This window comes from Pantoea sp. DY-15, from assembly GCF_019795935.1.
Taxonomy (GTDB): domain Bacteria; phylum Pseudomonadota; class Gammaproteobacteria; order Enterobacterales; family Enterobacteriaceae; genus Pantoea; species Pantoea leporis.
This window is the reverse complement of sequence record NZ_JAIMIF010000007.1, coordinates 195199-214655: the sequence shown is the minus strand read 5'-3', so window position 1 is coordinate 214655 and position 19457 is coordinate 195199. Positions and strand designations below refer to the sequence as shown.

17 protein-coding genes and 2 pseudogenes are annotated in these 19457 nt (G+C 48.9%); 11 read left to right on the top strand and 8 right to left on the bottom strand.

Annotation, left to right across the window (positions count from 1 at the left end):
* The first annotated feature begins 180 nt into the window (after positions 1-180).
* The 6 genes and pseudogenes from K5Y32_RS22600 (at position 181) to K5Y32_RS22575 (ending at position 7169) form a co-directional block, all read left to right on the top strand.
* Positions 181-1392, top strand: a complete 1212-nt coding sequence (locus K5Y32_RS22600) for an ABC-three component system protein (RefSeq protein ID WP_222185909.1) — start codon at positions 181-183, stop codon at positions 1390-1392.
* Positions 1393-1887: a three component ABC system middle component gene (locus K5Y32_RS22595; RefSeq protein ID WP_222185908.1), complete on the top strand. Its 495-nt coding sequence runs from the start codon at positions 1393-1395 to the stop codon at positions 1885-1887. It begins immediately after the preceding gene.
* Positions 1887-3869 carry a DUF3732 domain-containing protein gene (locus K5Y32_RS22590; RefSeq protein ID WP_222185907.1) on the top strand — a complete coding sequence of 661 codons (1983 nt, stop codon included), beginning with the start codon at positions 1887-1889 and terminating at the stop codon, positions 3867-3869. Before K5Y32_RS22595 ends, K5Y32_RS22590 begins: the two co-directional genes overlap by 1 nt.
* A 28-nt stretch (positions 3870-3897) precedes the next feature.
* Positions 3898-4123: pseudogene (locus K5Y32_RS22585) on the top strand (IS3 family transposase); the annotation flags it as partial.
* Between the two features lie 290 nt (positions 4124-4413).
* Positions 4414-5409 carry a DUF2971 domain-containing protein gene (locus K5Y32_RS22580; protein WP_222185906.1) on the top strand — a complete coding sequence of 332 codons (996 nt, stop codon included), beginning with the start codon at positions 4414-4416 and terminating at the stop codon, positions 5407-5409.
* A 29-nt stretch (positions 5410-5438) separates the two neighbouring features.
* Entirely contained in the window at positions 5439-7169 is a 1731-nt protein-coding gene (locus K5Y32_RS22575) for a caspase family protein (RefSeq protein WP_222185905.1), read from the top strand.
* Positions 7170-7388: 219 nt separating this feature from the next.
* Here the strand turns inward: K5Y32_RS22575 and K5Y32_RS22570 are convergent, their stop codons facing one another.
* Positions 7389-7610 (bottom strand): hypothetical protein, encoded by a 222-nt coding sequence (locus K5Y32_RS22570; RefSeq protein WP_222185904.1) that lies wholly within the window; start codon positions 7608-7610, stop codon positions 7389-7391.
* Between the two features lie 12 nt (positions 7611-7622).
* On the opposite strand from K5Y32_RS22570, the gene K5Y32_RS24970 reads away from it, so the two are divergent.
* The 3 genes and pseudogenes from K5Y32_RS24970 (at position 7623) to K5Y32_RS22560 (ending at position 8951) form a co-directional block, all read left to right on the top strand.
* Positions 7623-7823, top strand: a complete 201-nt coding sequence (locus K5Y32_RS24970; RefSeq protein ID WP_255602797.1) for a hypothetical protein — start codon at positions 7623-7625, stop codon at positions 7821-7823.
* 52 nt (positions 7824-7875) lie between these two features.
* Positions 7876-8169: a hypothetical protein gene (locus K5Y32_RS24965; protein WP_255602796.1), complete on the top strand. Its 294-nt coding sequence runs from the start codon at positions 7876-7878 to the stop codon at positions 8167-8169.
* Positions 8170-8216: 47 nt separating this feature from the next.
* A pseudogene (locus tag K5Y32_RS22560) lies at positions 8217-8951 on the top strand (tyrosine-type recombinase/integrase).
* Positions 8952-9181: 230 nt separating this feature from the next.
* On the opposite strand, the gene K5Y32_RS22555 reads toward K5Y32_RS22560, so the two are convergent.
* Both K5Y32_RS22555 and K5Y32_RS22550 read right to left on the bottom strand, forming a co-directional pair.
* A complete protein-coding gene (locus tag K5Y32_RS22555) occupies positions 9182-9901 on the bottom strand; it encodes an FRG domain-containing protein (protein ID WP_222185903.1) in 720 nt (239 codons plus the stop codon).
* Positions 9902-9990: 89 nt separating this feature from the next.
* The gene (locus tag K5Y32_RS22550; protein WP_222185902.1) at positions 9991-10632 is read right to left on the bottom strand and encodes a glycoside hydrolase family 19 protein; all 642 of its coding nucleotides are present in this window, start codon (positions 10630-10632) and stop codon (positions 9991-9993) included.
* 361 nt (positions 10633-10993) lie between these two features.
* Here K5Y32_RS22550 and K5Y32_RS22545 point away from each other — a divergent pair, with 361 nt between their 5' ends.
* Positions 10994-14476 carry an autotransporter domain-containing protein gene (locus K5Y32_RS22545; RefSeq protein ID WP_255602795.1) on the top strand — a complete coding sequence of 1161 codons (3483 nt, stop codon included), beginning with the start codon at positions 10994-10996 and terminating at the stop codon, positions 14474-14476.
* 348 nt (positions 14477-14824) lie between these two features.
* The gene (locus K5Y32_RS22540; RefSeq protein ID WP_222185901.1) at positions 14825-15466 is read left to right on the top strand and encodes a DNA-binding protein; all 642 of its coding nucleotides are present in this window, start codon (positions 14825-14827) and stop codon (positions 15464-15466) included.
* 31 nt (positions 15467-15497) lie between these two features.
* Here K5Y32_RS22540 and K5Y32_RS22535 read toward each other — a convergent pair whose 3' ends face one another.
* The 5 genes from K5Y32_RS22535 to K5Y32_RS22515 form a co-directional block, all read right to left on the bottom strand.
* Complete coding sequence (locus tag K5Y32_RS22535) at positions 15498-16211, bottom strand: RES family NAD+ phosphorylase (protein ID WP_222185900.1); 714 nt, start codon at positions 16209-16211, stop codon at positions 15498-15500.
* Between the two features lie 307 nt (positions 16212-16518).
* Positions 16519-16779: a DUF905 family protein gene (locus K5Y32_RS22530; protein WP_370635131.1), complete on the bottom strand. Its 261-nt coding sequence runs from the start codon at positions 16777-16779 to the stop codon at positions 16519-16521.
* A gap of 97 nt (positions 16780-16876) precedes the next feature.
* A complete protein-coding gene (locus K5Y32_RS22525; protein ID WP_222185899.1) occupies positions 16877-17149 on the bottom strand; it encodes an AbiEi antitoxin N-terminal domain-containing protein in 273 nt (90 codons plus the stop codon).
* Between the two features lie 203 nt (positions 17150-17352).
* Positions 17353-18651: an NtaA/DmoA family FMN-dependent monooxygenase gene (locus K5Y32_RS22520; RefSeq protein WP_222185898.1), complete on the bottom strand. Its 1299-nt coding sequence runs from the start codon at positions 18649-18651 to the stop codon at positions 17353-17355.
* Between the two features lie 2 nt (positions 18652-18653).
* Positions 18654-19445: an amino acid ABC transporter substrate-binding protein gene (locus K5Y32_RS22515; protein WP_222185897.1), complete on the bottom strand. Its 792-nt coding sequence runs from the start codon at positions 19443-19445 to the stop codon at positions 18654-18656.
* Positions 19446-19457: the final 12 nt, after the last annotated feature.

The window sequence follows — 19457 nt, the reverse complement described above, 5'->3', positions numbered from 1 at the left end:
GATTAGATTTATCTGGGCAGTGGTGATCTGATTCTGATACGCGTCGAGAGGGTTTTTTTTTCTTCAAATCGAACCACTTGGATGTAAGATAAATCTTAACTCTGGATAGGGCGAAATTAGCCCCTGTTACTTTATGAATTTATTAAATTTCGAAAACTAATCGTTATTAAGAGGATTTGTATGACGTTATCTGGTGCGCAGGGAGATTCTCAGTCCAAACGTCGAACCGAAGTACCGGGACAGGCTTTAGGATACAGCCTTCAGTTTACCCGGCTTACTCATCTGCTGCTTCAGGCTCCTGCGGGCAGTTTTTGTAGCCTTGAACTGCTGGACGATGTCGCTCAGGAAGATGAAACAGGGGAAGTCACACTTATTCAGAGTAAAAGTGCCCTCACAGCAAACCCCGCAGCCGATCGTGCAAAGTCACTATGGAAAACATTCTCCAACTGGCTTGATGCCGCATCATCTCCAGACTTCGCTGAAAAAAAAATAATCTTTGAGCTTTATGTTTCCCGTGTCGTGGGAGGAAGGGTGGTTGAGAGTTTTAATAAAGCAAAGACCGCTGAAGATGCCCGTGTCGCGTTAAACGAAGCCCGAACTATTTTGTGGGGAGATGCGCCCCACTTTCCATTGCGTGGCGAAGTGGCTAAAGAGATTTCGCAGTATGTCGAAAAGGTATTCGCAGCCGAAGAGAGGATTGTCATTCCTCTAATTTGTAACTTTCAATTGACCCTGGGCAGCGGCAGTCCCCATGAGGATTTAGAGGCATCTGTTCGCAGACACCCTGTCTCGGCTTCCAGCGTTAGCGATATCTGCAGCCATCTTTGTGGCAAGGTTAAGCGTCACATTGATAAGTTGCTCGAATCAGGAAGGCCGGCTGTTATAGGACGCGATGATTTTCACTCATGGTATACCTCTTATGTCCAAAAGATCGATCGGAAGATGATTTTGTCTAGCCGCGCTCAGGCTCCATCGGAGGAAGTTTCTATCGGGCATTTACCCGATAACTTTATCCGTCAACTTGAATTAATTGAGCTCCCCTTTGAAGAACAACTGGGTGCCATAAACGATTATCTGCGGGCATCTTTCGACCGGACAGACTGGGCACTCCGGGGTGAAATCGATGAATCTTCTCTTGATGACCTGAATGACGTCCTGCAACGGTCGTGGGTGCATAAACAACGAACCTGCGGATTATTGCACAGGGGGCTACCTGCTGAAGCTCAGGGACTTCTGCTGTATTCAGACTGCATGCAGTTCAATGCACCAGTTCAGGCCATGTCAGCACCGGGCCATTTTATCCCGGGCTGTTACCACATGCTGGCTGATGAGTTAACGGTTGGCTGGCATCCTGACTACGTGACACATTTAAAGAATAAAAAGGTGACCTAATTGCTGGCCAGAGAGATTCAGAATATTCAGAACCCGGCTCTAGGTGCAGCGATGTTATGGCGCTTTTGCACGGGTTATGTAGAGAATCAACGCATACCTGCCCCACTCCCTCTTCACTACCTATTTCTGGTGCTACCGGTATTGCTGCATAAAGAAACGTCCGAGCTGGTGAGACGAACCTATAAAAGTTCTGGTCTGAGGGCGTTTGCTACCAAGTTTGGCGATGCCTCCGCTGCCAAGCAGGATCTTCTGTTCCAGATACAAGAACGTGCCGTGCGATGGCGTAAACTCAGCCTGCAATCTATTGAACTGGCTGTGGCGGGAAAACTCATTCTTCTGGAAGAAAACGGAGATGTTATCCCATTGTCCCGGCCCAAAGCGCAGGGCTTATCTGCAGAGGTCAAGCTGCTGCTAGGAATGTCTGAAAAACTGGGGGCGTGGTTTGGTGAGCTCTCTGAGCATGAGGTCCTCTCAACACTTAAGGTGAAACTCTGATGTATTTTCAAATACGGGGAATTGTTCTGTGGCCAAGGAATAAGATATTTAAGCCCCGTTTGCTGCATTTCGAACTCGGTAAGGTCAACGTCATCAGTGGAGCTTCACGTACTGGCAAATCGGCTGTTATCCCCATCATTGACTATTGTCTGGGATCAAGTACCTGCTCCATTCCGGTTAATACCATCCGCAAGTATTGCGAATGGTTTGGGATTGTAGTCGCAACTGAGCAAGGTGAAAAACTCCTCGCTAGAAAAGAGCCCGGCGCACAGCGCAGCACGAATGACATGTTTCTGTTGGAGGCTGAGAAAATCACCAAGATTCCCGGGCGTCTGACCAAGAATACCAATGTTGTAGCGGTAAAAAGATTGCTTGATGATCTTGCTAATTTATCCAACCTTGATTTTTCAGGGGGAGAAGAAAACGCCGGATTTGACGGGCGTCCCGCGTTTCGCGATCTAGCAGCATTTACTTTTCAGCCTCAAAACGTAGTTGCTAATCCGGATGTTCTTTTTTTCAAAACAAACACCTACGAACATAGGGAAAAGTTGAGAAAAATTTTTCCATATGTCCTTGGCGCCATAACTTCTGACATGATGGCGAAACAATTTGAGCTGAACAGAACGCGGCAGAATCTGCATCGCAAAGAGCGCGAGCTAAAGGAAGTTCAGCGTATATCTGGACAATGGCTTGCTGACCTGCATTCAAAATACAGCGCCGCGCACGAGCTCGGGTTAATTTCCCGCCCCGAAGGGCTTATCTCACGTGATGACATGATTGACCATCTTGAAGAGATGATTAACCGGACAGACCTCACTTTAAGTGTCACGGCATCAACCATCAGCGATGCGCTGAAAGAACTCCGTCAATTAGAAAGTGAAGAACGTCAATTTTCTCTTGAGCTGCATACCTTGCGTCATCGCCTGGAAGAAATGCACAGAATGCAGGGTGGGGTTCAGCAATACGGAGAAGCCTTAAATCTGCAGCGCGATCGTCTTGGGTTATCAGAATGGCTGTTGTCTTATACCGGTAATGAGTCAGATTGCCCCATGTGCGGCACCCACACCGATTCGCCGAAGCGTAGATTGAACATGCTTGTTAACCGCCTTGCAGAGGCTGAAGTCGCTTCAGGCGTTGAAAATAATCGCGATGTTACCAGCGCGCTTGACAGAGAACTGCAACGGGTCACCCGTGATATTGACAACGTAGCGGAGAGTCTGAAGATGGTTCAGATGCGTAAACGCGCATTGTCAGGCAGGTCCAGAGAAGCCCGCGAATTGCAATTTTCCACATCACGTACCGAACGTTTCCTTGGTAATATTGAGTCCTCCCTGACGTTACATCGCAGCCTTGGCCGTGACAGCGAGCTTTCTGAAGAAGTGGAAAATCTTCGAGAACAGGTTGAACTGCTGGAAGTCGAATTACGAGAAAAAGATATAGAAGCCCGCAAACATCGTGCATTACGGATAATCAATACTAATGCCGGTAAACTCCTGCATGGGTTGGATGTAGAAAATCCCTCTGCTCCAATATCTCTGGAAATAAACGATCTGACAATCAAAGTTCTAAATGCGGACCGTGATGACTTTCTTTCTGAGATTGGCAGTGGTTCTAACTGGTTATCATATCATTTGGCTGTTCTGCTATCTCTTCACCAGTTCTATCTGAGCCAGGCCTATAGTCCTGTACCCGGGTTTCTGGTGCTTGACCAACCGAGTCAGGTTTATTTTCCTAAACCTGCTCAGCAGCAGGGACAGATTTTGCCTGATGAACCACGCATCCGTGATGAAGATGTGGAAGCCGTTCGACGGGCATTTGAAGTGATGGGTAGTGTCGTCTTGGGTGAAAAAGGGCGTCTTCAGCTTATCGTACTCGATCATGCTTCACGGGAAGTATGGGGAGACATTGACGGGGTTGTTGGTTTACCTGAATGGCGTGATGGGATCAAATTGGTTCCCGTTGCGTGGATTACAGAAGACTAATTCATATCGGACTGCCAGCCTGTTGAGCCATGGCAGCGATGACTGGCGACGGTTCTGCCAGGTTAAAAAACCTGTCAGCCAGCATGAGTCGACGCGGCAACTGATGGGATAATGCAGTGGCAGAATCCTTCTTCAGCTCGCTAAAAAAAGAGCGCATCAGAAAGCGGATCTATAAAACCCGGGACATGGCCCGGGCTGATATATTTGATTATATCGAAGTCTTCTACAACCGGACCCGACGCTACAGCCACTAGTGAGGCGTCAGTCCATAGGCCTTCGTAAAGGCCTCATCTTGAGGACAGAGAATGTCTACGAGAACGGGGGCACTCCATATATCACTCAGTAAACAGTAAGAAGTGGTTATAGAGTTTAACCTATCCTCCCTAGAGGTAACGTAAGTGCAAGAAAAAGATTTGGTGGGGCACACGCGAAAATTATAAAAAGTGAAATAACTTTTTATTTGAAGATGATTCATATGTGTTAAAAACTATACGTCAGTTGTTTTGATTTGTCTAATTCTTATAAATTTCAAAGGAGTGTCTGGATGACCCGTTTTTTATATAAATATATGAAGTTAAGATCTGATTTTTTTTCCAACCCGATGATTAGAGCTACACCGGCTAAGCATCTCAATGATCCATTTGAAGGATATTTCAACCAAGAACAAGTCCGTGATGCATATCTTAATCATCAGGATTATTTTGGCCTGCTATGTAAAAACTCATACGACGATTCTGATGATTATGCCATTGAAAATAGTATGGGGCAAATCGAGTCAGACATTAATGAGCTTGGCGTCATCTCCCTCACAGAAAGTTATAATAATACATTAATGTGGGCTCATTATGGAGATGAACACAAAGGCGTGGTTGTTGAATTTGATTTTAGTGTTCCTTTTTTTTCATCTTCCATCCGAGATATTGATGGTCGTTCCATGCGATTTAAAAAAGACTTTATGGCGACTTGTTTTGAAATGCCGGAAAAAGTAGATTATCGGAGGGTTTTGCCTGATTTTAAGAGGCCTGAATTTTCAAACCCTGATAAACCAATTGAATTTCACTGGAATAAGTTTTACCAGACTATTCTTTTTACTAAATCCATTGACTGGATTTATGAGCAAGAGCAGCGATCGGTAGTACGTTTACATGATGCTGATGTAATAATATGCAAAGATAATCAGTTTATTCGGTCTGCATGCTTGGATGATGCTGAAATTATTTTAGAAAAATATGATAATGAAAACATAAAGATTACTTTTCCGGATGAGTATGAGATGCATGAGGAAATGGGCGATCAGAGCATAAAAATGGAAATTTTCAGGAGAATAAACGATGCTGATGCGATGTTTTTTTTCAGAATAAACCCGCTAGCTATAGCTTCGGTGTATTTTGGTTGTAAAGCAAATTTTAAGCAATCAATTTCGAATATACTTAATAATACTTCGCTTAAACATCTTGATAATGTTCACATTATGGCGCCGGGTGAAAACCTATATCAATTTTTACCGAGAAGGATTGTTTTTCGTGAAGCTGTTAAGTAAACTTTTTAACTATAATAGGAGATGGTTAATTGAGTAAAAGACATGCCATTTTAATAAGCAATAGTAAATATAAACTTTCAGATTATGATTTAGATACGCCTGATAATGATATTGCCAGTGTTGAACATTCAGTAATTAGTCGTGGATTTACAGTAGAAAAACACTACAATGTTAATGCGGATGATTTTGAAAAAATATTTGAAATATTATCGAAGGGTAATGATTTTGACTTGATATTGGTCTATTATTCTGGGCATGCCATTGAAATAAGAGGCAAAGGCTATCTCTTGCCGGTTGATCTTTATGATTTGAACCCTTTTTTAGTTGCTAGCTTTGTCTTCGGTGTCGATAAGATTATTAAATCACTGGAAAATGCATCTAAAAATAAAATCATTGTTTTAGATTCCTGCCGTAATGGCATTGATGGCTGGTCAGATAATCAATTAAATGAATTTGAAAGCGCTATTAAAAATAGTCTTGATTCTAATATGAATTACCAGGGCGTTGCAATAGCTTATTCAACCAGTTCGGGAGAAAAAGCTTATGATGGCATCGGCATAAGTCATTATGCACGAAACCTTAGCGAACAGATGCTGCAGCATAGAATAAATATTGACGATGTTTTCAAGAATGTGGGGGCATTAGTTACTAAAATCCCGCCTCATAATCAACGTCCTTGGTTTTACTCAAGTCTGAATGAGTCACTAACGTTTAGTGATCTGCCTGAGTATCATTATATAAACACAGTAATAACACCGATAAGTGGCATAAATACAAATCTTCAGTGTTTAAATGGGCAGCAGGTTATTTTTGGCGAACATGTGAATGTCTATTCACTAAATGATTCCTTGTGTCAGCCTATATTAGGGTTTGATGAAAATATTGTCGATCTGGATTATTCACCTTCAACATCATATGTACTAGCTACCATAGGTGGTGGCGTCATTTCTGAAAGTTTTAGTTTTAATTCACCTATTGATAATGAGTCTTTAGTCTGTATTAAGATAAGTCCGGATGGAAGGCTTACTGCTTTAATAGGGCCGAATAAAATTGCTGTACTGGACAATGTCAGACGTAAATCTACAGTGATCAATTCTGATCAGGACAATTTCTATTCTGCACGTTTTATCGATAATAAGATCCTTTGGGTAGGTGCAGTAAATGGTTTAAAGGTCATAACTTTTCGTGACACGGTTGATTCTGTATCTGATATCAATATCGAGGGCGCTCTATATATTTACAGTATTGAGCAGATTAATGATGGAATCATAGCCTTATCTTGCTCTGGTGGTAATATTATATATATTGATAAAAATCACTTCCACGTCATAGGTAATACTTTTTTAGGAAAAACCGTTCGAACAATATCGGCAAGAAGAGGATCGGTATTTAACCTCATAACCGATAGTGAAACTATGGATAACTTTATCTATAAACCTTGGTTGATTGACAAGGAAGGTCTCGATTTACTAATGGAAAATTTATCGGCCAATGATATTATGTATATAAAATCTTCACCAATAGACCCAATATTACTAGCTGCCAGTGATGAGGGGGTAGTTTACTTTATAGATAGAAGAGATTTTAAAATGTATCATTCTATCAATATAACCACCTCTAATAATAGAATTAATGGCATATCGTTCGATGAAAAAGGAACTGTTATAATATTAACTGGTGATGGAAATGTTCATTATTATTCCAGAGGGCAAACAGATCAATGTCAGGCGATTAAGTATATTGACGATATGTATGACTAAGGACGAATGAAATGCTTCATTTTCTGCTTTTTTTATAAGATAGGTTTAGTTGCGTATATGACTGCGTGGCAGCTTTGTCCTTAAATATACAAGGTGATCCTTCACTCGGGCTAGCGGCTTAATAGTTAACCTGTTCGCTACGGCTGTGCAACCGTAGCGTTTGGCATCATTACGGGCTCGGTTTCATCCGTGCTGACTATGTCCTTGCAAGCTCAAACATCAGAGATTTCCATAAAGGGCGCGCAGCTCGGCCAGCACGGGAGCCGTTTCCGGCGCCTCCATAGCCGCCAGAAACTCCGCCTCCAGCACCAGATACTCTTTCGGGGTCATGGTGATGTGGGCGCCATCCACTCCCAGAGCTGCACTGCTGCCTTCGCCGCGCGGGATATACAGAAACTCTACCCTAGTGGCGTCGCGCTTCTGGTAAGCCGTCTCAGTCACCGCTATGCGCGTGTGCGTGAAGAAACGGCTGCTGCCGAAAGCCTGCTCAATGAAACGCGGGCGTCAAAGGAAAAGCTAGCAAGAGAGCAGTTTTTCATCGCTACCGAGCTGGTATTCCTGCTTGAACAGTATGCTAAAGAGAGCGCGTGCGTTGCAGCTGACGCCGGTGACGAAAATCCTCAGACTGAACGTGAACCGACGGTGATTATCTGATCTTGCACTGACCGACGTGTCCGGCGACTGGCGTTCACTTAAGGGAGCGCTGATGTACTGCATCAGGCAGCTGCCGGTGCTGCAGAATGATGCCATCAGAACCGTCCGTGGCGTCGGAGAATATAACCATCCTCCGGATTATTCTGATTATTTCCGGGAACGACAGTATCAGTTTGCCCGTCTCTGCATGAAGGCGGTGATCCTGGCCATGCTGCTACGGAAATCTACCGGCCTTCCGGAATGCCGCTTACAGGATACTGACTGGTCGGCTTATAACGTGCTCTGGAGGGTGTGGAAAAGGGAAAGAAAAAGGCGGGCTGCCAGAGCCGCCAGCGACCGCGCGTAACAATTCCTTTAATGCACGCAGAGTTAATAACCCAGAGAACATATTTAATGAGCAGCCTGATAACCTATTCTCAGCCACACCCGCCGGCCGCGCTGGTCGATGACCTGCCCAAGTATCTGCTTGCGCCGGAGGTCAGCGCCCTGCTCCACTTCATGCCCGACCTGCGCCGCAAGATGCTATTCACCACGCTGTGGAACACCAGCGCGCGCATCAGCGAGGCGCTGGCGCTCACGCGGGGGGACTTTCTGCTGCGCCAGCAGTATCCGTTCGTGCAGCTGGCCACGCTCAAGCAGCGTGAGGACAAGGCGGAGCACCGAGCCGGACGCCGGGCAGCCGGTGTTGTGCCTCACCGGTTGGTGCCGTTGTCCGATGCGCAGTACGTGACGCAGCTGGAAATGATGACAGCCACCCTGCGCATTCCGCTGGAGCGCCGCAGCGAAAAGACGGGACGTATTGAAAAGGTGCGCCTCTGGGAGATCACCGACCGCACAGCGCGCACCTGGCTGAACGAGGCGGTGGAAGCTGCGGTGTCAGGGGGCGTGACGTTTTCCGTTCCGGTCACCCTGCACACCTTCCGTCACAGTTACGCCATGCACATGCTGTACGCCGGCACGCCGCTCAAGGCGCTGCAGAGCCTGCTCGGGCACAAGAGCGCGAAGTAGACGGAAATTTACACGCGTTTGTTTGCGCTGGATGTGACCGCCCGGCACCGGGTGCAGTTTCTAATACCGGGCAGTGAAGCGGTAAATTTGTTGAAATCGATTCGCAACGATTCAACATAACATCCGTAGCAGGAATTCTGTAACCTCATTCCAGACGCATTTGTAGCAAGCCTTTCTCAAGGGTTGAAGGTACGAAGTAAGATCATGGACACACCAGCCATTAGATGGCGACTGAACAACCTTTCGACACAGATATAAATTTCAAAAAGCCGGTATGTCCCTGCCAGGCCCGATAAAGATAGTCACTGCGGACCCCCTCCGGGCTAAACACTCTACATGGAGGCTTATGATTACAACGCTGCCAGTTCGTCCCGCTCCCGCACTCCCGATAAATCATGCATCCAGTTCAGGTAACGACAAAGCCCCGTCAGATCCGGATAAATTGTGCTGCTGTTAATCCCGTTACGGTTTAGCGAGATGAGCATTGATTCTCGCAGGCTTTCTTCGATCTTTAGTTCAATGACGGAATCACGGATGTCGGCATTTTTTTCAAGTGGAATAAACCGTTTATTTTTATTTGAATATTTGTGGCAGGTAAACCATCCATGCTGCGCCATTACTCGAGCATTGTTGAAAGTTGGCCGGACAACACGCGTAGTTCCGTTTTCAAAAGGACCTTTAGTGGAATTGGAAATGTACTCATCCGCCATTAGTATATACACGTAGGCAGTCCCGTCTTTACTGTCAGAGCAGGCAAACCACAAGGCAGCAAGTGGGTTTGTCGACCAGTCAAGAAGACGGGTTTTCATACCGAAGTGCTGAGCCATCATCAGTAAATCCCAGTCGCTGATTGCTGCATCATTGATGAAAGCATTACCCATCCTTCTGAGCTCCTTGAGCGTATTAATTTCCAGACTCGTGCTGTCCTCGTCAGGATGGGATCTGCAGATATTAGGCAGAAGATTACCTTTGGTGGTCTGTCCTCTAAATAGTATGGTTTTCTGATTTTTATCTAATTTCTCTACTTCATTGATAAATGCTGAAAAACTTTTTACCGCAATTGATTTCATCTCAATATCCTTATAAGGCAGCTGTCAGCTGCTCATCTTAAAAAATGCAATACCTGTGGAGTTCTGACACAAACAAAATTCGGTAAATATTAAGGCGTCTGTCTTCCGCAAAGAATGCCTGTAGCGGTGACTGTAAACGCCACTCGTTCTCTTAGGCCGCTATCACCACCGTTCACTTTCTTCGTTATGGCTTTAACATCGCCTGCATCGGCCAGAGTGTTGCAGTTATGCGCATGCCAGAACCAGCCAGCAGAACGAGCAGCATTAACATCTTTTAAAAGTAGATCGGGGTTTTTAACAAGATCCAGACCAATGGCGCGCCCGCAAGCCCGGTAGTTGTCCAGGAAGGTTATCTGTATCAGCCCACGTCCACGATAGCGCCACCCATCATCTGCGCCGCAGTTACCGTATCTCCCACCATAAACGATATTGGCAATAGCCCGTTGTTGTTCAGGTGTCAGGGCTGGGGCATTATCCTTCCGGCGCAGTTGCTCGCGTTGTGTAATGCTAAGCCGCGACCCAAATTTATCCAACCTTTTGACGCAATAGTTCAGGTTTTCGATTATCCGTTTGAAACTAAGCGATTCATGCCCAAGCTGGCCAATAAAATGAGCCTGCTGCAGGGGCGTGCTGATGCTGAATTCTTTCATTGCAGCCTGTAAAGGGTCAAAACATCTGTCAGCCAGCTGGGCAGAAATACTCGCGGCTCGGCTGAAATCTTCTTTATTCAAATGGGTATGTACTCAGAAATTGGTGTTATCCAAGCCTGCAGAGTCACCCTCGACTAAAGCCTGAAGGTTGAATTCGGTACATATTTGTTATCGGTTGAATGCCGATCTATTTTACCTGTCATTTGATTAGGTTGCCTTCAGCAGCACCCGCATCCGTAGTTTTTAAAACCAACAAGAATCCCATTAACAAAACTTATTAATCCTAAAGCCGTCACAACTGGCTGTTTCCACTGTTTATCCGCTGTACTGCGCCCGGCACGCTTAAATTCGTCAGCCACTATTTATGGTATTAAAATGTCATGTTAATTTACACTTATAGGAATTATCTTAAAAAAACTTTCAAAACTTTTCCGGGTGAACTATGGGGTGTGCTGATTTTTTACGGCGGGCATGTGTCGGCCTGACGACCGCATGTGCGCTATTTTGCGTAATACCGGAGGCATTCGCGCTCTCCAACGGCTGCGCCGCGGTAAACGCCCTGTCGGGTTCAACCTCACTGTCCTTCGGTTCGAACCGTTACCCCGCTTCCGATTTTGCCCCCGGTGACGCCCTGACCCTGAGCTTTACCGATAGCGGTTCGGCATATGCCGGAAATGCCACTAACGCCGACAGCGTTAGTGTTGCCAGATACAACCTCAGCAGTTTCCAGACTTATAACGCCGCCGACGCAACCAGTAGCACCGCTGAGACGGTGACAATTACCGTACCGGCGGGCAGCCTGGAGACCAACGGCATGGCCGTGCGGGCCACGACATCGCACGGTCAAATAAGCAACCTAATATTCAGCTGTAGCAGCGTCTCTACTGCCTCAGGAGACGCGACGCTTACAGGGCTTTCGCTTTCTTCAGGCACCCTTTCACCGTCTTTCAGTGCATCAACCAGCAGTTACAGTGCCTCTGTCGCCAGCAGTATTTCATCGGTAACCGTCACGCCCGTTGTCACCGAAAGCCATGCCACCGTCACCGTCAACGGCACGACGGTTGCGTCCGGCTCGGCCTCTCCGTCCGTCAGTTTGGCATCCGCCAGCACGACCAGTATTCCGGTGGTTGTCACCGCCCAGGACGGTACAACCCGCGCTTACACGATCAGCGTTACACGCGCAGATGCCCCGCCGGTCTCGTCTGACAGCGCTCACACCGTAACCGCAAACAGTACGAATAATGTGATACCAATCTCACTGAGCGGTGGCGCGGCAACGGCTGTGACCATCGTTTCTTTGCCGATCCACGGCAGCGCCGCTGTTAGCGGCAGCACGGTGACCTATACGCCTGCGGCTGGTTACTCCGGCAGTGACAGCTTTACCTGGCATTCATCCAACGGTGGAGGCACCTCTGCTGATGCCATCGTGTCATTAACCGTAAGCCCTCCTTTGCTGGCAGTCACACCTGCGGCGGGCCCGCTGCCGGCAGCTATCGCCGGAAGCGCCTGGTCGCAGAGTCTGACGGCCAGCGGAGGGACTGCTCCCTATGCCTGGTCGGCCACCTCGTTGCCCGCCGGGATCTCGCTAAATGCATCAGCGGGCACGCTGTCAGGCACCCCTTCTTCCATCGGCAGCTACAGCTTTCAGGTCACCGTAACGGACGCAAACGGCGCCACCGGAAGCTTCAGCTACACCCTCAACGTCACCGCCGCCTCGCCGGTGGTCAGCGACAGTGTGGCCACCGTGGCCGCCAACAGCAGCAATAATCCGATTCCGCTAATTCTTTCCGGCGGCGCGGCGACGTCGGTCAGCATCGTGAGTCCACCTGCTCACGGCAGCCTTGCAACCTCAGGGGTCGCAGTTTCCTACACACCGGCCACAGGCTATTCAGGTAGCGACAGCTTTACCTATACCGCCACGAACGTCAGCGGAACCTCCGCCTCCGCCCGCGTGTCGCTCACCGTGACGCCAGTACTGCTGACACTGTCACCCGCCAGTGGCGCATTTCCCCCGGCAACGGTTGGCAGCAGCTGGAGCCAGACGCTGACGGCCGCTGGCGGCAGCGCGCCCTATGCTTTTAGCGCAACCCTCCTGCCAGCCGGGATCACGCTGAACGCGGCAACGGGTGTCCTGACCGGCACGCCGTCCGCTGCGGGCAGCTACAGTTTCCAGGTCACAGCTTCTGACAGTCTGGGCGCCAGCGGGACGGCCAACTACTCGCTGACAGTAAGTGCCATCGAGCCGACGTTGGTTCTACAGCTTCTGCCTGCGGGCGGATCGTTGCCAGAGGGTAAGGCCGGGCAGGCATACTCTCAGGCACTCAGCGTCTCAGGCGGCACAGCGCCATATCACTGGCAGCTGAGCGGTTCATTGCCGCGCGGCCTGAGCTTTGCTGACGGCCAGCTTTCGGGAGTGCCGCTGGTCACCGAAACCAGCACGTTCAGCGTGCAGGTGACCGACGCGACGGGCCTGAAACTTGAGCAGGTATATAAGTTGGTGATTGCCGCTGCGGCACCGACTGCGGCTGACCACGCCGCCACGGTTTCCGCTGGCCAGTCGGTCACAGTAGGCCTGACCAGCGGGGCGATCGGAGGCCCATTTACCGGCGCCCGACTGCTGGACCAGCCAGAGAGCAGCCTGGGTAAGGCTTCAGTTCGTGCTTCCGATACCGACTATGAGCTGCTGTTTACTGCCGCCGCGCAGGCCAGTGGCACCGTCACCCTCCGCTATGTCCTCACCAGCGTGGCCGGGGTAACGTCACCTGCCCGGGTAACCCTGAACATTACCGCGCGCCCCGACCCCTCTAAAGATACTGACGTCATCGGCATGGTGAGCGCGCAGTACCAGGCTGCGCAGAATTTTGCCCGCGCGCAGCTGCGCAACTTCAGTGAACGTCTGGAACAGCTACACCGCGGGGTCGATCTTCCTACTGACATGACCGGCGTTCGATTTTCCATGCCATCATCCGGGCCGGAGCACAATACGGACCAGAGCATGTGGGGACAGGCCTGGCAACAGCAGCAGAAATCCGGCCAGGACGACGCTCAGGCCCGGCCGGCCTTTCCTGCCCTTCCTTTCTCTGCATCGCAACAGCCTCGGCGGCTTTCCTGGTGGACCGGCGGCTATGTTGACTTCGGGGGTGACAACGCTGATGGCGTGCGCTTTAGCCACACTACCGTGGGTGTGACCACTGGCGCGGACTACCGTTTCAACGGGTCCTTTACCGGAGGCATGGGGGTAGGCTTTGGTCGGGACGTCAGCGATGTTGGCGACAGCAGTACACGGACCAACGGCCGCGCGTTCAGCGCAGCTCTTTACGGCAGCTATCACCCGGGACCGTTCTTTGTCGATGGCCTGATGGGACACGGCGTACTGGACTTTGACAGCCGACGGGCGGTAGCGGGCACCGATGCCGTGGCGCGTGGCTCCCGATCGGGCCGTCAGGCCTTTTCGTCCCTCACCTCGGGTTATGAATTCCTTACGCCGGACAGCCTCGTTTCACCCTACGCCCGTCTGCAGTACACCCGCTCATGGTTAGACGGCTTCAGTGAGTCTGGCGCGGGCGCATACAGCCTTGCCTACGCCTCACAGTCGGTTACGCAAGTCGTGACAGCCGCCGGCCTGCGTGGCGAACGCTCGGTGCCAGCCCGCTGGGGCGTGCTGCGCCTGCAGGGCCGTGTCGAGTATGCACAGACGCTCAGCGACAGCGGTACCGCGCGCGTCGGTTATGCTGACACTGCGGACGATACATGGCGCCTGGCGCTGACGGAGGCGAGCCGACAGACCATGACCGTGAGCACAGGCATTGATTTTCTAATGCCTTACAACATTACACCCGGGTTTGCCTATCAGGGCATGCTGGGGCTTGATGCGCAGCGTACGCGCGATCAAATGGTGATGATTCGTGTGAATATTGGTTTCTGAGAGTGCTATTAAACGACATATCTGCGCCTCTGTACGATGTCCTTTTCCTTCAGGGCACATGGGTGATTGCACGATCGGGCGCATTACAAATATAAGGCAGATTTGTCTATGGGCCCGGAGCCACTCCACAACGGCTCAAAAGTGTCTAGATTATTCGTGGCGATTCACTGCGGTCGAAAGCTGCCATTTGATGTTCATATGAACTTCTGTGTGTAGAAGTCTATTATTCCAAATTTACCGATTCTGCCTAAGTTGCTCCTTCACTACCACATCAGTTTACCAGTTAACCACATCAAATTGACGCACTGGTAAACTGAGCATATAATGTTCGTCAAATGGAGGTGCAACATGATCAATGCAACTATCGATAAAGATCAGGTTCCTACTGCTGGCCTTAATGAATATCAGCTCAATCTTCTCAAACGAATTAACAACATTGCGTTAGGCCTCATGCCTGAGTTTGAAGATAAATCAGAGGCAATGAACGCAGTCAGCCTGGATGACAAGACGCTTTTTCAGCGTTTATACACAACTATGCTGGAGCAGAACACACGTGTTCCGGACAGCCAACTTCGCAAGAATCGCCGCCGTCGTGAGAGCCTTGAGAAATTTTATGCTCAATTACAGGATATGGGCGGGACGCTGAAAGTACATGACGTGGCCGACATTCTGGGCATTACGCGACAGGGCGTAAATGCGCGCGTGAAGAAAAATAAGCTCCTTGCCTTTAAGCAAAATGGCGACTTTATCTATCCACGCTTTCAGTTCACTGACTCAGGTATGCTACCGGGACTGGAAGAAGTGATGGGAGCTTTTAAACCTGGCATTCATCCAATGATGATTTTAAACCTACTTAAAGCACCTATTGATGTACACGGCAACGGTGAGCGTCTCGCGCCAATTGAAATCCTGAAAAGGGGTGCCGACAAGACCGAAATGGACATTTTGATTCGAAATGCCAAGCTGTTCGGTTCTGATATGGCAAGCTAAAAAAGAGGGGCAAGCACTGCCCCTCTTTCAGTTACTGCGGCTCAGCCGTAATTTCGAAGTTTAAGATGAGTTCCAGCATTTCTTCGCCAGTAATGTATTCCCTGTTTTTCATGTCTGACGGGAATATGGCTTTGTCATACTCTTTGTATGCTGAGAGGGTCACTATGCCATTGGGTGTGTCTTTAAATGGCACTTCACTTCCTGGTTGTGACCAAAAAGCGAAACACTTTTTATAGCGTTTGTGACGGCTGTCATACGCAATCCCATCGTATTCATCACCAAATTCAGTATAGAGACGCTCCATCAGCCATTGCGTAAAGGTATAGCTCTCACTTTCAAGACTATCTAGCGGAATGTGCAGGAGCTCACAGAGCTTCACCACATCAATTAACCGCACTCTTCGCGTTAAATCCACAGAGCAGATGACATGAACATCCATAAGGCTCTCTGGATATTGCACCGTACCGTGCAACTGTAACGTGCGGCCATAGCTTTCTGCCATACCTGTCAACGCTGCATCGGATGCATACCACACGGCAATTTTTCCCCCGGGAGGGTTAAAACGACCGCAGTCACTTACATCCTTTGGCGCAGTGAAATTGATAGCACTTGCGTACCGCTTCCACTGGTGTCGCTTAACAACCGAACTTTCTTCAAGTTCAATGATGAGCTCATTACGACCTTGCACCTTTAGTGCATCAATGCCACTCGCAACCTTTTCAGGTTCGAAAATCCATTTATCCATCTTTCTTTCTCCTTCTTATCGAACAGATCAAGCCATAGGCTTTACTCCATATTGGTTTAGGTTTGTTCTCTGGAGTGCTTGCCCTTCAGAGAGTGGTGACCCTTAGGTCAGAAATGATTATATCCCAATAAGTCTCTTCGTCTCAGCGAGTTAGCGAGTTAGCGAGGGCTGTGGTTCATAGACGGAGTTACAACTGGGGATGTTTATTAAGTGGTGTTTGTGAAGGCTAAATTACCTATGCTGACCTTTACCCTCTCTGGCAAAGATCAGCAGGTGGAGGTTCTATTGTAGTTGTTAATAATCGGCGCTATGGGTTACAACGGGATGCCATCCGTTTCCAGATAGCGATTAGACCCATCGCCTCCTGTTGGTTGGAACTCCACACCCGCTTAATCAGCTGACCATCTCTACGGCGAATGACAATGCGGAAGTGCATTCCCTTATCGTCCTCAATTTTGACATTCTGATATGCAGAGCGAACGGCTTCGGCCTGCTCTCGCGTGAAAGTGTCTGATGGTAACTTTATCGCTTCTTTTGGGTGTTTCAATTGTCCATCTGATGTCTTCACTGATTTAGTTACAATACTATTACCGTTCGGGTTTCACTGCTGGCGGTCCGAACAGCATCTTACGTTTATCGTTCAGGCCCAGATAATGCGCCCTGCCCTAAAGCGCCAGCGCCAGCGCCGTTTTGGCCCCGGGATGTAATGTCATCCCTAGCTGCGTCTGAAGTGCATAAATTGCCCTCAGATAGTCCACCTGATCGGCTTCGCGAATCACTGCTCCCGTCCCTATTGACCTGAACCAGTGGCTTTTGCGGGACTGATTTTGCAACTCCAGGCTGTATCCCTGCTCTGTTAGCCATGTAGAGGTGAGTACCACTCCAACCGGAGTGGTACTTAACAGATGGTTTATTATTGAAGATATTACGGTAGTCATAATACCTTTGTATCTTTAAATTCAAACCACGCCAATGGTTTAAAAATATCAATTTAAAGAAGTTATTAGTGACTCTATAGCTAATTTTTTAAACCTAAGAGGTAGGGATGTTCGGAGGGTTGGATTGGGAGGATCATTCAATTATTTCAGAGTGATAGATCCCTTTCGGGTGCAACGACGAATGCTTAGCTGAACCTCGTTGCTCACACCAATCCTAAATGCCCGCGCAGCGTGTCACTGGCATACTCCTCTCTGAAAATGCCTCGCTCCTGCAACAGGGGAACCACCTGAGTGAAAAATACATCCGCAGCGCCTGGCCATGGCGGCATAATTACAAACCCGTCGACTGCCCGTTGCTGATACCAAAGTGCAATACGTTCTGCAATGCTCTCTGGTGTGCCTGCTACGATGAATCCGCTTTGCGCTATCCATTTGGTGAACTGCCGCAGCGTCATACCCTGCTGACGCGCATGTTCGAGCATCGGGGCGAAACGTTCGCGCCGCCTTAGATGATAGAGGATATCTGGCACGCCTTTATCCAGCGCATGCTGAGACCAGTCATAATCCATGGTATTGGAGAGATGAGTCAGGGTTGCCAGCGGATGATGCAATTGAGTCAGTTCTGCCAGCAACTCATCCGCTTCTTTTTGTGATGCACCAAGCACCGGTTGCAGACCGGGTAACACTTTCAGGCTCTCAGCTGTGCGCCCATGCGCAACTACTCGGTCCTTGATATGGGAATAATAGGCTTGCGCAGCCGCCAGGCTCGGTTTTTCAGATGCAAAGATTGCGTCAGCACGATGTGCAGCAAGTTCGGTAAATGCCCCGGATCCACCAGCCTGGATAGTTACAGGACGGCCTTGCGGTGAGCGTGAAAGGTTCAGTGGACCTTGTACGTTAAACCAGTCGTTACTAATGTGGGTGTAATGGATTTTTGTGGCATCGGCATAAATCCCGTTCAGCCGATCGCCGACAATAGCGTCAGGCTCCCAGCTATCCCATAAGCGATATACGGTCTCGATAAAAGCTTCGGCTTTATGATAGCGCTGCTCATGGCTCAGCAGAGTTACACCGAAATTGCGTGCTTCACCGCCGCTGGTGGATGTCACAACGTTCCACCCTGCTCTGCCATTAGAAAGATGATCAAGTGTCGCCAATGTGCGTGCTGCAGCAAAAGGGCTGGCGAAGGAACTTGAGACGGTACCAGCAAGCCCGATATTCTCCGTCACTGCGCTCAGTGCCGAGAGTACGGCAAAAGGGTCAGGCCGTTCCGTAACCCTGTGGGTCACGGCTTCAGTGAAGCGTTGGCCATAAATATCATCAATCGATAATTTATCAGCCATAAATACAAGATCGAACTTTGCTTGTTCAGCTTTCAAAGCTAACGCTTTGAGAAGATTGAAGTCTGCCGGATGCGGCACTGGCTCAGATGAAGGCATGCGCCATCCGGCATAGTGGCAGCCGGTCGTTTCAAGAAATAAGGCCAGATGAAGAGAGCGCATGATCAGCTTTTTCCTTCAGATGGCGCATGACTGAGATCCTGATCAAACCATTTTTCCGAGATCGACTTGAGCGTACCATCGTCACGCAATTGGCTTAATGCGGTATCAACCTTCTGGCGCAGTTTGTCTCCCTGTGCATCTTTACGGAATGGCAAAGCAACCTGCCTGACACCAAAGGGTTCTCCCACCACCTTCAGTGGTAAACCTTTCTGCTTGATTTGCCCTAATAAAATCACCTGCCCTGAGATAAAGGCGTCAGCTTTTCCCTGCGCCACGGCATTGACCACCACGTCCCGGCCTTCATAGGTTACCAGATTGATTTTATGCTCAGGATCAGACTCTTTAAGCACGTTGGCATAATTAGAACCCAGCTCTGCTGCAACCGTCTTACCCGTCAGGTCGCTGAGTCCATGTACGCTGTTATTATTTTTACTCACCGCCAGTTGTGCAGCTGAGTAATAATAAGGTGTGGAAAAGTTGTAGGCTTTCCTGCGCTCTGGGGTGTCCGCAAAGTTACCTACGGTGTCTACTTTGCCGGTTTGCAGAGAGCCCAGCACGCCCACCCAGTCGGATGTGACCCATTCGACTTTGAGCCCGGCCTTCTTTGCTACCGCGTTGAGCACATCGACACTGAAGCCCTTAAGTTCGTTGCCTTCTTTGAAGTAGTGCGGATAGCCATCAGGTGTTGCACCTACACGCAATACATCGGCAGTATCATTTGCCTGTTTGTTTTGATCGCAGGCGCTTAAAAGCACTGTGGCACACAAGCACATTACTAAACCGCTTAACTTCATTGTGGCTCCTGA

What these genes read in the sequence shown, in the direction of transcription:
- K5Y32_RS22600 (WP_222185909.1), top strand. Translation starts at nt 181, where the DNA reads ATGACGTTATCTGGTGCGCAGGGAGATTCTCAGTCCAAACGTCGAACC.
- K5Y32_RS22590 (WP_222185907.1), top strand. Translation starts at nt 1,887, where the DNA reads ATGTATTTTCAAATACGGGGAATTGTTCTGTGGCCAAGGAATAAGATA.
- K5Y32_RS22580 (WP_222185906.1), top strand. Translation starts at nt 4,414, where the DNA reads ATGACCCGTTTTTTATATAAATATATGAAGTTAAGATCTGATTTTTTT.
- K5Y32_RS24965 (WP_255602796.1), top strand. Translation starts at nt 7,876, where the DNA reads ATGTACTGCATCAGGCAGCTGCCGGTGCTGCAGAATGATGCCATCAGA.
- K5Y32_RS22555 (WP_222185903.1), bottom strand. Translation starts at nt 9,901, where the DNA reads ATGAAATCAATTGCGGTAAAAAGTTTTTCAGCATTTATCAATGAAGTA.
- K5Y32_RS22545 (WP_255602795.1), top strand. Translation starts at nt 10,994, where the DNA reads ATGGGGTGTGCTGATTTTTTACGGCGGGCATGTGTCGGCCTGACGACC.
- K5Y32_RS22540 (WP_222185901.1), top strand. Translation starts at nt 14,825, where the DNA reads ATGATCAATGCAACTATCGATAAAGATCAGGTTCCTACTGCTGGCCTT.
- K5Y32_RS22535 (WP_222185900.1), bottom strand. Translation starts at nt 16,211, where the DNA reads ATGGATAAATGGATTTTCGAACCTGAAAAGGTTGCGAGTGGCATTGAT.
- K5Y32_RS22525 (WP_222185899.1), bottom strand. Translation starts at nt 17,149, where the DNA reads ATGACTACCGTAATATCTTCAATAATAAACCATCTGTTAAGTACCACT.
- K5Y32_RS22520 (WP_222185898.1), bottom strand. Translation starts at nt 18,651, where the DNA reads ATGCGCTCTCTTCATCTGGCCTTATTTCTTGAAACGACCGGCTGCCAC.
- K5Y32_RS22515 (WP_222185897.1), bottom strand. Translation starts at nt 19,445, where the DNA reads ATGAAGTTAAGCGGTTTAGTAATGTGCTTGTGTGCCACAGTGCTTTTA.